The organism is Endozoicomonas arenosclerae (assembly GCF_001562015.1).
GTDB classification, from domain to species: domain Bacteria; phylum Pseudomonadota; class Gammaproteobacteria; order Pseudomonadales; family Endozoicomonadaceae; genus Endozoicomonas_A; species Endozoicomonas_A arenosclerae.
Genome location: NZ_LASA01000126.1, coordinates 1 through 13,308 on the forward strand (window position 1 = coordinate 1; position 13,308 = coordinate 13,308).

At 49.1% G+C, this 13,308-nt stretch carries 15 protein-coding genes and 1 pseudogene; 4 read left to right on the forward strand and 12 right to left on the reverse strand.

Features of this window, described 5'->3' with window-relative positions:
- Positions 1–222: pseudogene (locus tag WG89_RS31270) on the forward strand (IS1595 family transposase); the annotation flags it as partial.
- Here WG89_RS31270 and WG89_RS19995 read toward each other — a convergent pair.
- A complete protein-coding gene (locus WG89_RS19995) occupies positions 167–1,648 on the reverse strand; it encodes a hypothetical protein (protein ID WP_062269137.1) in 1,482 nt (493 codons plus the stop codon). The pseudogene WG89_RS31270 and the gene WG89_RS19995 sit on opposite strands and share 56 nt — an antisense overlap.
- A 177-nt stretch (positions 1,649–1,825) precedes the next feature.
- Here WG89_RS19995 and WG89_RS20000 point away from each other — a divergent pair, with 177 nt between their 5' ends.
- The gene (locus WG89_RS20000) at positions 1,826–2,455 is read left to right on the forward strand and encodes an NAD(P)-dependent oxidoreductase (protein ID WP_062269139.1); all 630 of its coding nucleotides are present in this window, start codon (positions 1,826–1,828) and stop codon (positions 2,453–2,455) included.
- A 204-nt stretch (positions 2,456–2,659) separates the two neighbouring features.
- Here the strand turns inward: WG89_RS20000 and iscX are convergent, their stop codons facing one another.
- The 10 genes from iscX to trmJ form a co-directional block, all read right to left on the reverse strand.
- Positions 2,660–2,854 (reverse strand): Fe-S cluster assembly protein IscX, encoded by a 195-nt coding sequence (iscX, locus tag WG89_RS20005; protein ID WP_062269140.1) that lies wholly within the window; start codon positions 2,852–2,854, stop codon positions 2,660–2,662.
- An 83-nt stretch (positions 2,855–2,937) separates the two neighbouring features.
- A complete protein-coding gene (gene fdx / locus WG89_RS20010) occupies positions 2,938–3,276 on the reverse strand; it encodes an ISC system 2Fe-2S type ferredoxin (RefSeq protein WP_062269142.1) in 339 nt (112 codons plus the stop codon).
- 2 nt (positions 3,277–3,278) lie between these two features.
- Entirely contained in the window at positions 3,279–5,144 is a 1,866-nt protein-coding gene (gene hscA / locus WG89_RS20015; protein WP_062269144.1) for a Fe-S protein assembly chaperone HscA, read from the reverse strand.
- A gap of 9 nt (positions 5,145–5,153) precedes the next feature.
- Entirely contained in the window at positions 5,154–5,696 is a 543-nt protein-coding gene (gene hscB, locus WG89_RS20020) for a Fe-S protein assembly co-chaperone HscB (RefSeq protein WP_245662943.1), read from the reverse strand.
- Positions 5,697–5,889: 193 nt separating this feature from the next.
- On the reverse strand, positions 5,890–6,213 hold the full coding sequence (gene iscA, locus WG89_RS20025; RefSeq protein WP_062269147.1) for an iron-sulfur cluster assembly protein IscA: 324 nt from the start codon (positions 6,211–6,213) through the stop codon (positions 5,890–5,892).
- A gap of 68 nt (positions 6,214–6,281) precedes the next feature.
- Positions 6,282–6,674 carry a Fe-S cluster assembly scaffold IscU gene (gene iscU / locus WG89_RS20030; RefSeq protein ID WP_062269149.1) on the reverse strand — a complete coding sequence of 131 codons (393 nt, stop codon included), beginning with the start codon at positions 6,672–6,674 and terminating at the stop codon, positions 6,282–6,284.
- Between the two features lie 27 nt (positions 6,675–6,701).
- A complete protein-coding gene (locus tag WG89_RS20035; protein WP_062269159.1) occupies positions 6,702–7,916 on the reverse strand; it encodes an IscS subfamily cysteine desulfurase in 1,215 nt (404 codons plus the stop codon).
- A 107-nt stretch (positions 7,917–8,023) separates the two neighbouring features.
- Positions 8,024–8,500 carry a Fe-S cluster assembly transcriptional regulator IscR gene (iscR, locus tag WG89_RS20040; protein WP_062269151.1) on the reverse strand — a complete coding sequence of 159 codons (477 nt, stop codon included), beginning with the start codon at positions 8,498–8,500 and terminating at the stop codon, positions 8,024–8,026.
- A 380-nt stretch (positions 8,501–8,880) separates the two neighbouring features.
- A complete protein-coding gene (cysE, locus tag WG89_RS20045) occupies positions 8,881–9,687 on the reverse strand; it encodes a serine O-acetyltransferase (protein WP_062269153.1) in 807 nt (268 codons plus the stop codon).
- 204 nt (positions 9,688–9,891) lie between these two features.
- Positions 9,892–10,692 carry a tRNA (cytosine(32)/uridine(32)-2'-O)-methyltransferase TrmJ gene (gene trmJ, locus WG89_RS20050; protein ID WP_245662944.1) on the reverse strand — a complete coding sequence of 267 codons (801 nt, stop codon included), beginning with the start codon at positions 10,690–10,692 and terminating at the stop codon, positions 9,892–9,894.
- 423 nt (positions 10,693–11,115) lie between these two features.
- Here trmJ and WG89_RS20055 point away from each other — a divergent pair, with 423 nt between their 5' ends.
- Positions 11,116–11,931 carry an inositol monophosphatase family protein gene (locus WG89_RS20055; RefSeq protein WP_062269155.1) on the forward strand — a complete coding sequence of 272 codons (816 nt, stop codon included), beginning with the start codon at positions 11,116–11,118 and terminating at the stop codon, positions 11,929–11,931.
- 54 nt (positions 11,932–11,985) lie between these two features.
- Here WG89_RS20055 and WG89_RS20060 read toward each other — a convergent pair whose 3' ends face one another.
- Positions 11,986–12,525 carry a hydrolase gene (locus WG89_RS20060; RefSeq protein ID WP_062269157.1) on the reverse strand — a complete coding sequence of 180 codons (540 nt, stop codon included), beginning with the start codon at positions 12,523–12,525 and terminating at the stop codon, positions 11,986–11,988.
- A 614-nt stretch (positions 12,526–13,139) separates the two neighbouring features.
- Between WG89_RS20060 and WG89_RS32265 the strand changes: the two genes are divergently transcribed.
- On the forward strand, positions 13,140–13,308 hold a 169-nt coding region (locus tag WG89_RS32265), incomplete at its 3' end, for a transposase (RefSeq protein ID WP_062260605.1).

The following is a 13,308-nucleotide window of genomic DNA, read 5'->3' on the forward strand; positions in this document are numbered from 1 at the left end:
GCCGGTGAATATGCACGAGATGAGGACGGCGACGGTTTTCATGAGATTCATGTGAATACAATGGAGGGGTTCTGGTCGCTGTTGCGTTCCTGGTTGCGTCCTCATCGGGGTATATCACAAGAGAAGTTACCGCTGTATTTGGGTTTCTTCGAGTGCCTGCACAATATCAAGAAGCGCGGGAAAGCAGCTCTAACCGGTCTTCTGGGAGTGTTGTTTGGATAACTCCCCGGAATCCATTAAGAGCCAAATTCTTAAATTGATCACTCAGCCCACTCAGTCTTACAGACTGAGTTTCCTGCATGCCTGCCCCATGATAGAGAACATTGAAAACGCCTTTTGCCTTAGCAGGGTCACTCAATTGGGCAGATACTTGCTGCTCAATCTGTGAGGCAACTTCGAACCGTATTTTCGAACGTTCCTCCAGCGGATAGCCCGCTACAGCTTGAGCGAGCACCTCACACCAACCTTGTTCGTGCCCAGCCCCACCCGCTCTGAGGTGCTGGACAATTATATCAGCCTGACCCTTAACCAGCTGACCGATATCAACAGCTCCACCTCTTGGCACAACAGCTACCGGCGGACAGGCTTCAAGCTCCTCATTTTTGGCTCTGTACTCAGCATCCAGCAGCTCAAGCCTGGCGATAAGAGGTGTAAGACCTCCACTAATACGATCATTGACCTTCTTCAGTTTCTGAAGATGATCCGCCTTTATCACATTCATGATAAAGACCTTCTGTCCTGACGAAGTATGACTACGTTCAATCAACCTCTTAATATTGGCAGCGGCATCTCGAGACACTTTGGCCAGATACGCACCTCTCAACCCCCTCATTGAAGCATTATCCGTTACGCCATTAATGTACTGGGCTATACCCTCCAGACAACTGTCAGCATCACGCTCTATGACCCGGACTTCTGGTAACGGAATGGGAGCCACCGCCAGATCCGGCAGGACATTCATCATACGGTTGATCAATCTCAGCTTCAGATTACTTTGAGCCAGCTCGTCACCTTCTTCCTGACCAGCCCCCACCTTCTCATCCTTCAGCCTTTCGTACAGTTTTTTCAATTCAGCTCTAATTGCTTCGGGGTTAGCAGAGCGATTGACCATATCTTCAATACGCTCAACCAGCTTTTTCTGGTTGTACTCCATGATTTTGAAAGTCGAACGAAGACCCTCATCTACTCCAGGATCATCAATATCCTTGGGAACACGGTTAAACGAATCCAGCCCATTCATGCTGGTTTTTACAAAGGTCTCGATATCGCTCAACAGCTGATGGGTTTTACCCCACTCACTATCAAGCAGCGCTTTTAGCTGATCCGCCATTGCACCAGAAGTATTACCAGCAAGCTGCCTTGGTAAAGCTCCCCTTAACGATACAAATCGGTCACGAACATTAAATTGCTCCACCTGGTCACTACAACGATTGAACACAGCGCTGACATTCGCCTTTGTCGCTTCGGTTACCGGAGATTGAGACACTACATAGCTGAGGTAATACCCCAAACCACTCTCTGGCTGCTGAGTACTGTCAACCACTTCACCGGTATCGGCCACCCCTATTTCAGCCTCATGCTCTCGCCTCTGCTGCAGAGCTTGTGTCCGGGTGTAAAGATCTCTTAATACAATAAAATCCGAATTCATGGCTGGCTCCCTGCGCCCAATCTGACTTTCCTTGTGTTACTTTCGTCTCTTTTGTATAAAAATTTACTTTCTCACTGAATCTTCTTTCCTGCAGTACCACTTGCATCCAGAGTCCAGCCGGACTTATGGTATGCGCCCAACAATTAACCACTCTTTTGCCAGGTTATCTATAACACCATGAAGTTAGTGATCTTTGGAGCAACAGGAAGAACCGGTATCCAACTGGTCAAACAGGCGCTGGATCAGGGCCATGAAGTAACCGCCCTGACTCGCAGCTCTTCAAGATTGGAAATCACTCACGCCAGATTGGCAAAAGTAGAGGGTGATGTTTTAGATGTTGATGATGTTGAAGCTGTGATCGCTGGGCAGGATGCTGTGTTATGTGCTCTGGGTGCCCCACCTAAAGACCAGAGTATGCTCAGAAAAAGAGGTACCGATAACATTATCAAGGCCATGAAACAGTCAGGAGTTAACCGCCTGATCTGTCTTTCTTCACTCGGCTTTGGTGAGACCAGAGACATTCTGCCTTTCTTTCTTAAGTATTTTATTTTTCCTGTGATTTTAAAACATGCCACTAGAGACCATGCCGAACAGGAAACTCTTATTAAGGAGAGCGCACTGGAGTGGACTATTGTTCGTCCAGGCAATCTGGTGGAAGGCAATAAAACAGGGCATTACAAGCACGGCTTTTCTAACAATGAAAAACCACTGGCACTGAAAATCTCCCGGGCGGATGTTGCAGACTTTATGCTCAAACAACTCAAGGACTTGAGTTATCTTCATAAAACGCCAGGATTGTCATACTGATAAGAGCAGGAAAAGAGCAGAGACAATCTAAGCCACACTAATTCAGCACAGCGTTAATACGGATACATACTCCGTTCATCCTGAACTTGTTGAAGACACTTCGACAGTGTTCAGTGCGAACGGTATGGGGATTTAGCGTCTAGTTCAATCAGAAAGGAGAATGGATCAATGCCATCAGAAGAAGCCATTGATCCGTTCAGAAAATCACTCGATCTCTTCTATCCAGGCCGCCTGAATAGCCTCCAGGATTTTTTCACCGCAACGCTCCGGATCATCATCAAACTCTTCCAGAGCAATCACCCATCCTCTTAAATCAACAAAGTTAACAAACTTTGGATCCACATCCGGATGTGCTTCTGCCAGTTCAGCAGCTATATCGTAGATGTCTGTCCACCTCATAGCATTCCTTCCTGATAAATGATGATCAATACAATGACTTGCGAAGGGAAAGAGACCCATCACAGACGATGGGCTCTCTGTTATCAGTGCTTTTCAGAAACCTGATTAAGGGTGTACTTGGGAATTTCAACCACCAGATTCTCTTCTGCCACCACAGCCTGGCAACTCAGACGAGACTCAGCCTCCAATCCCCATGCCTTATCCAGCAAATCCTCTTCCAGCTCATCCGCCTCGTCCATGCTGTCAAAACCTTCACGGACGACTACATGACAAGTCGTGCAGGCACAGGATTTTTCACAGGCATGCTCTATCTCAATGCCATTTGCCAAGGCCGCATCACATACGGTTACTCCTGGCTCAGCCTCAATCACAGCCCCTTCCGGGCAGATTTCATCGTGGGGCAGAAATACGATCTGCGGCATTTTCAGGACTCCTTGAATTCGTCAATCTTATGGCCCGAGAGTGCTTTTTTGATACCCGAATTCATTCGACGGGCAGCAAACTCATCACTGACCTTGCTGATACGCTCTATTTCCAGCTTGATCGCCTCGGCATCACCTGAACGTTTCACTACGCCCAGATTCTCAAGGCCTGCCACCAGCCGGTTAAATTCATCTTCATTCAGCAGCTCACGCCCATCGGTTTCCAGCGCTGCAGACAGAGCTTCTGCCAGACGGTCAGCCTCCACTTCCTGTTCACGAAGCTTACGGGCATCCCGATCTTCTTCTGCGCTGGTCATGGACTCTTTGAGCATTCGGGCAATCTCATCATCGGTCAGCCCGTAAGAGGGCTTGACCTGAACACTGCTTTTGACACCCGTAGCCATCTCTTCGGCAGACACATCCAGCAGGCCATCGGCATCCACCTGGAACGTTACCCGTATTTTAGCGGCTCCAGCAGGCAGTGGCGGAATGCCTCTTAGCTCAAAGCGTGCCAGCGAACGGTTATCACTAACCAGCTCACGCTCACCCTGCAGAACCTGGATAGCCATAGCGGTCTGACCATCTTTATAGGTGGTAAATTCCTGGGCTCTGCTCACCGGTATCGTGGTGTTTCTGTGGATGACTTTTTCCATCAGCCCCCCCATGGTTTCCAGACCCAGAGAGAGTGGGATAACATCAAGCAGCAACATTTCATCCGCCGATTTGTTGCCTGCCAGCACATTAGCTTGCTGGGCCGCACCCATAGCGACAACACGATCAGGATCAATAGACGTCAATGGATGCTTGCCACTGAATTCAGCGACCGCTTCACGAACACACGGCACACGAGTGGAACCACCCACCATAACCACTTCATGAATGTCTGCGGCTTTCACACCGGCATCACGCAAGGCACGTTTGAACGATCGGATAGTTCTGGAAACCAAAGGCTTCACCAGCTCATCAAACTGAACCCGAGATAACTCACCGTTCCAGCCATCAAAAGCAACAGCAACACGATCAGCGGACGTCAATGCCTCTTTTGCACGACAGGCTTCAATCATAATGGCTCTATGACTGCTACTGTCCAGGTCAGCGTCTGAAAAAGCAGCACTTTCGAGGATCCAGCGAGCCACCGCTTTGTCGAAGTCATCACCACCTAATGCGGTATCCCCACCTGTAGCCATCACTTCAAACACCCCTTTCTGCAAACGCAGTACAGAGATATCAAAAGTTCCACCACCTAAATCATAAACAGCGATGACACCTTCTGCGCCTTCATCAAGGCCATAGGCAACAGCCGCCGCAGTAGGCTCGTTCAAAAGACGATAGACGTTTAAACCAGCCAGCCTGGCTGCGTCCTTGGTGGCCTGACGCTGAGCATCATCAAAATAGGCTGGTACGGTAATCACCGCCCCATCCAGTTCGCCACCCAGACTTTCACGAGCTCGTTCAGCCAGAGCACGAAGAATTTCTGCTGAAACCTCTACAGGACTGACCGCCCCACGACGAGTTTCAATCAGAGGCATACTGCTTTCTGACTGACTGAAGTGGTAAGGCATGACCTCACCCAGAGTGCTTACATCTTCCAGTCCACGACCCATCAGCCTTTTTACAGAAACAATGGTATTCAGTGAATCATCAATAACGTGAGGTCTGGCCGCCAGACCGACTTCTATTCCCTGCTCTGCATAACGAACTATAGAAGGCATGATGTGCTTACCATCATGATCAGGCAGTGTCTCAACAGAACCGGATCTTACAGTCGCCACCAGAGAGTTCGTGGTACCCAGATCGATACCGACTGCGCGTTTTTGCTGATGTGGTTCCGGAGCCAGTCCGGGTTCAGATATCTGAAGAAGTGCCATATTCGATTCTCAATCATCCAGCAGCTCGGACTCAAGCTGCTCCAGCTCGGCCGACAGCTTTACCATGAATTGCATTTTTTGCACGACAGCCGCAGCTTTTCCAAGAGAAGCCTCATCACCCTTTTGCCAGAGAGAGGCAAAGTCATTCTGATAGCCCGCTATGGAGTCATCCACCTGAGCCATCAAACGATCCAGTTCTTCTTCCGGATCCTGATGCTCACGCACCTCACTCACTGCTTCTCTCAGCTCCATCTGCTCCATCAGGAACACCGTATCCATTACAGTATTGTTTTCCAGATCGACGGGGTGCCCTGCCAGTTCGAGCAGATAAAGAGAGCGCTTGAGAGGCGATTTCAGGGTTTCAAGCCCTTCATTGACATAGGCAGCGTACTGAACCGCCAATCTCTGCTGGCGCCCATCCTGGCCGGCAAAGCGATCTGGATGGACCAATTTCTGCAATTCGCGATACCGCTCGGACAATAACGCCTGATCCACCTGGTACTCGACAGGCAGTTGAAACAGCTCGAAAAAATTCTTAGTTAAATCGACCACGATACCGGACATTCCGAATGGATGGAGGCCGGAATTTTATTAACAGACCACAGCCTGAAATTCCGGAAATTATTCTGTTAACAGCCCCTCCCAACGACAAAAAGTCTTTCATCAGTAGGGTGACGAAAGACTTTTTAATCAGACTCAAGTTTGAGTGGGCTCAGGCTGCATGTGTATCACTGTACGTCAGAGTTCAAACGTTGAAGCTCTCGCCACAACCACATTCACTGGAAGCATTAGGGTTGTTGAACTGAAAGCCTTCATTTAACCCTTCCTTGACGAAATCCAGCTCAGTGCCGTCAAGGTAAACCAGACTTTTCTGGTCTGAGTAAATATTGACGCCCTTGCTTTCAAAAGCCAGCTCATCATTGCTTGCTTCATCTACGAACTCCAGCACATAAGCCATGCCCGAACAGCCAGAGGTTCGCACTGCGACACGGATACCCACACCCCTGCCACGCTTTTCCAGTTGATCCCTTATATGCCGGGCTGCGGCTTCTGTCATGGTGATCGCCATGAAATACTCCAACTCAATACATAAGTCCAATAGGCCAGTTCAAGATATGCCCTGAACTCGCCTGAGGATCAGGCTGCAGACTCATCCTGCTTGGTGCGATAGTCGTCAATCGCCGCCTTGATGGCATCTTCAGCCAGCACCGAACAGTGAATCTTCACAGGGGGAAGCGCCAGCTCTTCCGCAATGTCAGTGTTCCTGATCTCTGCTGCTTCATCCAGAGTCTTGCCTTTCATCCACTCGGTGGCGAGAGAACTGGAAGCAATAGCAGAACCGCAACCGTAGGTTTTGAAGCGGGCGTCTTCAATCACACCCTCTTCGCTCACCTGAATCTGCAGTCGCATTACGTCACCACAGGCCGGTGCACCGACCATACCTGTACCGACTTTTTCAGACTTGTCATCCAGCTTGCCGACATTGCGAGGATTCTCGTAATGATCGATAACCTTTTCACTGTATGCCATGATAATTTCCTCCCACCCAATTCGAAATTAGTGCGCAACCCACTGAACAGAGTTCAGATCAACGCCATCCTTATACATGTCCCACAGAGGCGACAGTTCTCGCAGCTTTTCTACAGCCTGTCTGACCTGGGTGGCGGCATAATCCACTTCTTCAGCCTGGGTAAAACGGCCAAAGCTGAAGCGCAGAGAGCTGTGAGCCAGTTCGTCAGTAACACCCAGCGCTCGCAATACATAAGACGGTTCCAGACTGGCTGACGTACAAGCCGACCCGGAAGACACAGCAATGTCTTTCAGAGACATAATCAGGGACTCGCCCTCAACAAAAGCAAAGCTGACATTGAGGTTGCCAGGCACACGCTGTTCCAGACTGCCATTGACATGAACTTCTTCCATGTCGGAAATTGCGTTCATGAAACGCTGGCGCAGCATCAGACTGTGCTCGTTATCTGTCGTCATCTCTTCTTTGGCGATTCGAGCTGATTCACCCATACCAACGATCTGATGTGTAGGCAGGGTACCGGAACGCATTCCACGCTCGTGACCACCACCATGAACCTGGGCTTCGATACGAACACGCGGCTTACGTCGTACGTAAAGCACACCGATTCCTTTAGGGCCGTACATTTTATGGCCGGATACAGAAAGGAGGTCGACTTTCAGGCTTTCCAGATCAATAGGAAGTTTGCCGACGCTCTGTGCAGCATCTACATGGAACATGATCTTTCTGGCACGGGTAATCTCGCCAATGGCCGCAATATCAGTCACCACGCCAATTTCATTGTTGACGTGCATCAGGCTGACCAGAATGGTGTCGTCACGCAGAGCATCATTTACCTGTTCAGGCGAGATAATGCCTTCAGCATTAGGCTCCAGGTAGGTAATTTCATAACCTTCACGCTCGAGCTGACGGCAGGTATCCAGAACGGCCTTGTGCTCAATCTTGGAAGTAATGATGTGTTTGCCCTTCTTGCTGTAGAAGTGGGCAACACCTTTAATAGCGAGGTTATCGGACTCGGTAGCACCGGAAGTCCAGACAATTTCACGGGGATCGGCATTCAGGAGGTCAGCCACCTGACGACGGGCATTTTCAACCGCTTCCTCTGCCTTCCAACCGAATACATGTGAACGGGATGCAGGGTTACCGAAGTTGCCTTCAGACAGCAGACATTGACTCATCTTCTCAGCGACACGAGGGTCACACGGTGTCGTCGCTGAATAATCGAGGTAGATAGGTAGTTTCATCCCGTACATCTCCAGGCGTCCAAACCCACTTTCAGGTTTGCAACGCTCAAGGTGTTTTAGCCGCTCAGGGCTGTTTGTGTCCCTGCGATCAAGCTGCACTCCCCTCATCAAAGGAGGCTGTTGATCGCGCTCTTGTTTTTCAGTCCCTGCTGCTCGTCCTGACGGACTGCAACATTCTGAACTTCACGTCTGGCCACCAGGTCAGCAAGACTGATACCACTTAAAAACTCGTGGATCTGCTGACTGAGATCATGCCAAAGGTCATGGGTCAGACATTTGGCTCCCTTTTGACAGGAACCACTGCCGTGACAGCGCGTGGCATCGACTGATTCATTCACCGCATCAATCACTTCAGCCACATAGATTTCTTCAACGTCACGACTTAGGCGATAACCCCCGCCGGGGCCCCGGATACTGCACACCAGATCACCTCGACGGAGACGTGAAAACAGTTGCTCCAGGTAGGACAGCGATATGCCCTGACGCTCGGAAATATCAGCCAGCGCCACTGGACCATCTCCTGCATGGAGAGCCAGATCCAACATAGCGGTTACGGCATAACGCCCTTTCGTTGTTAATCGCATGCTGGCACCATCTCCGAACTATCCGACCAGAGCCGGTGTTATCTAAAGAATCCAATCCACTGATTCTGCCACTGTCCCGGTAGCAGTTTCACCCTGCCGCTCAAAAAGTCGCAGCAGGCTCAGCATTCGAGCGGATTATGAAATACCCGAGTAATTTAGTCAAGTATTATAAATAATAGCTTGGAAGGGAGGTTTTCGCCTGAAACAAAGCGATTGATCGAATAGAAATGGAAGGTATTTTTTTAGACATTTAACGCCAGCTGATGAGCGAGATCGGACTAAGATACAAACCCAGCAACCCGCAGCAAACTCTTATATAAAAGCGGCGACTTATAAGCCGCCGCTATTGTATACAAGAGCCGAGTCGCATCCAAGCAAAATCACGCCTGAGAAGCGGTCTCGCCTTCAGCTTCGGACTTAACGCTTTCGAAGTCCTCTTCCCGAAGCTCAGGAAGCTGCTTATCACCGCAATCGAGTCCACGCTCCCGCAAAGTCAGACAAAGTTTTTCAATCCGACTGTCTACTGCTTGCATATGATCCAGCATGGCCGAGATCGCATTGGCGGTAGGATCCGGCATGTCCTCAGTGACCGCATAGGCATCAAAGCCTATTTTTTCTGCCATCATTTGGCGTCGACAGTCTACCTCTTCACGCTTCTTGACGATCCGTCCCGGTATGCCAACCACGGTTGCCCCCTCAGGCACCTCACGGACAACGACCGAGTTCGAGCCAATCTTGGCATTAGCACCCACCACAAAAGGACCGAGCACTTTGGCTCCCGCCCCCACTACAACCCCTTCCATAAGGGTCGGGTGTCGCTTACCCTGATTGGAAGGATGACTCTTCCCTCTATTAGGCGAAGTCCCCCCGAGGGTCACACCGTGATAGAGAGTGACATCATCATGAATAACCGCGGTCTCACCAATTACCACCCCCATACCATGGTCGATAAAAAAGCGACGACCGATAGTGGCACCCGGATGAATTTCAATGCCCGTAAGCCAACGACTGAAGGTAGACAGTGTTCGACCCAGCCAACAGAATCCGGACTTCCATATTCTGTGTGCAGCACGGTGCAACAGTAGAGCATGCAGTCCAGGGTAGTTGGTAAGAACCTCAAAGGTGCCCCGGGCAGCCGGGTCACGCTCCATAACGGTTCTAATGTCTTCTTTTAATCGTTCAAACATGGGTCAGATCGTCGCTTGTTTTTTCTGGATTCCACAGATTGTTGTTTTTCTTAATTGAACAGCGCCTAAGCTACTTACTATGGAAATACCGCTTTTTAAGCCTACCAAGCCATTTCACATAGCTCAGAGTAAGCGGCATTTTCCGACTCATGGCTGTATGCCAAAAAAGCGCTATTCATGACTCAGGACTGATTGAGCGCAGGATTACTTTTCCAGGTCACTGCCTGAAGCTTCCAACCTGCCCGCCTTCTCAGCACACTTACCAGTTTCTGATAATATACCCCTGAGAATATTCAGCTCAACACGGTCCGGACGAATGCGACCGTACATACGCCTGAGCTTGGCCATGATCTTCTCATGACTGCTGTGCTCAAGAAAACCTATTTGTACCAGCGTCTTATATAAGTGCTCATAAAAACGCTCCACATCATCTTGAGAAGCAAGATCATGGGCCCTTGGTGAAGGCAGCGGCACCTCTCCCTGACTTGCAGCCAACCAGGCCATTCTCAACTCATAGGTCATCACCTGAACAGCAGACCCAAGATTCAGAGAACTAAAATCCGGGTTCGTCGGTACATGAACCTGAAGATGACACATTTGCAACTCTTCATTGGTCATACCCCGATCCTCTCTACCAAATACCAGAGCAATACGACCCGAGCTCGCTTCGCCCAGTATCTGGCCCGCGCAGGCTCGAGGATCCACCAGCGGCAAAGAAACCCCACGCACCCTGGCACTGGTTCCTACAACGAAATGACAATCTGCAACAGCTTCTTCCAGAGTACTAACGACCCTGGCATTAGCCAGGAGATCATCCGCACCTGATGCCAGCGCATAAGCTTTGCCCGATGGAAATTCATGGGGCTCCACCAGCACCAGCTTGCTCAGCCCCATGGTTTTCATAGCCCTGGCGGCCGCGCCAATATTACCCGGATGGGTGGTATTGATCAGAACAATAGAAATGTTGTCGAGCACTGAAGGCTCAATTGCGACTGAGTCACTCACTGGGGGAAATCTCGCTTGGACCAACAAATGGGCACAATTGCACCACTAGGTAAACTGCCATGAAAAACACTTACACCTTAATAATGCTTTATTTTTCATGGTCAAACACGATCGAATCGGCAAGTTTAACCCAAACCGATTCCAACAGCCATGAAGGGATTTACTTTGAAAGCACGCCAATAGACAGTCACCCCGCCCTTATAAATAGCCCTCCAGCACCCCGCAAGATCGGATATTCGGTTATCCGTCACCCAAAAGCGTTTTTAACCGAAAATACATCTGTTATACTCCGCCGACTGTTTTTCCAGTCACTGGCCCAATACCCGGATCAAGTATCCGGAGATAGGAAACCAGTCTGTACCAGGCTGCCGTACATCCCTCGGTCAGCATTTTGATCTTTCACAGTCAGACGTAGTCCAGCCTATGCAACCCATGGTGAATATGGCCTTGCGAGCAGCTCGCTCGGCCGCCGAAATCATTCTTCACGCCCACCAGGACCTCGAGAGTCTCAAGGTTCAGGCGAAAGACCGGAATGACTTTGTTACTGAAGTAGACAAAGCCTCCGAAAAAGCCATCATCAGTGCTCTGAAGAAAGCATACCCCGACCACGGATTCTACGGTGAAGAGTCCGGCATTACTGAAGGAAAAGGTGAAGGTAAGGACTACCTCTGGATCATTGATCCACTGGATGGGACGACCAACTTCATCCGTGGCATCCCTACTTTTGCCATCTCTATTGCCTGCCAATACCGCGGCCGCATTGAACATGCCGTTGTACTGGACCCTATTCGCGACGAAGCATTCTGTGCCAGCCGTGGACAAGGCGCCACTCTGAACAGTAAGCGAATTCGCGTTAGTGACCGTAAAAGCCTGGAAGGCGCACTGATTGGTACCGGCATTCCATTTTCAGGCAACAACCTGAATTACATTGACGGCTACCTGAACATGATGCGCTCCCTGCTGGGCGATACAGCCGGCATCCGTCGTGCAGGTGCTGCTGCCCTGGATCTGGCCTATGTTGCTTGCGGCCGCCTGGATGCTTTCTGGGAGTTCGGCTTACAGAACTACGACATGGCTGCTGGCTCTTTGCTGATTCAGGAAGCCGGTGGTTTGTGCAGTGACTTCAACGGTGGGCACGAATTCCTGGACAAGGGCCAGATTGTTGCCGCCAACCCTAAATGCTTCAAAGAAGTTCTGCAGCGTATCCGCCCATTTGCGAACGAAAATATGGGTCGCTAATGGCATTAAGCCTTATCCTTTTTGGGTAAGGCTTACCTCTTCCCTGCCTGAAGATCACTTCACCAGCTTCGCAATCTCTCTGAACTCTTCACACTCAGCCGTCGTCATTAATTCAAACAAAGCCATTTCAACACTGGTTAACTCAACGCCTTTTCTGGCCAACTTATCCAACGCCAGACGTTTATCGTACTTTGACCGGGATGACGATGCATCCACAATAACTTCAACTTCATAACCCGACGCAGTTAAGTCCAGTGCCGTCTGATATACACAAATATGCGCTTCTATCCCAGCCAGCAACACCTGATTACAGCCGGAACCCTTCAATGCAGAAACAAACTCCGACTGCCCACAACCACTGAACGATGACTTGGCAAGGGGATCAATACCCTTCAACTCCTCTGCCAGTCGGGGCGTTGTTTTACCTAGTTTTTCCGGCAGTTGCTCCAACCAAAAAACAGGTAACCCAAGTATTCGAGCCCCCCTGACCATTTTCACCAGAGCATTATGCATTCTCTCCTGCTTATACATCAGGGTGGCGAGCTTACCCTGCACATCCACAATCACGAGAGCGGTATTTTTTCGATCAAGCATGTTAAGACCTCAGCCAGATAGAGCCTGAAGTTTAATAAACATTACTGTAAAAACATATTTAAAAATCTGAATTTTTTATTTCTTCATATTCCAGAAATAAAAACAGAGGCTTAATAATCGAAAAAGACAACATCTACTTCTAATCAATAGCAAGATCCCAATAAAATTGATTACATCTCGACAGAAACAAACCTGACTTTTTATTCTCTCCCTCTTTACCCCATCTACGAATACATTATGGGTCATTTATTTTGCCCATAGCACCACCCTATGTAATAACAGGTTTACTCCTCAACAAACAACCCAAACTAAAAGCGTTTCTAAAATCCTATTTATCATTCAAAATTTTCCATTCCTGAAAAACACACACAATAAAAAAGCCTTAATTAACCAGCTCTAAAAATTAAGTAAAATTTAAAATCACATCTAATAAAACTTTTGATTGCTAGCAGAAAAGAAGTCATATCAAATAACAATCAGAAGAATTGGATTACAGGCAACTCGATTACTATAGTTTTTACGTCTTCGGAAATACTCCATCTAAATACTAAGGAACCTGCGAATAAGTCCCTGATCATGAGATAATAATCTCAGCAGCTTGATCAGAGGTAGTCATGGACCAACAACTCTCTTTTTCCGACAGTGAATTCAGCCAGAAGCGACGCAGAACTCGTAGGGAAATTTTTCTTGAAAGAATGGAGGTTCTGATTCCATGGAAACGCTTAGAGGCCGTAATCGAGCCCTATTACCCTAAGCGTGGCAACGGAAGACCTCCTTATCCTC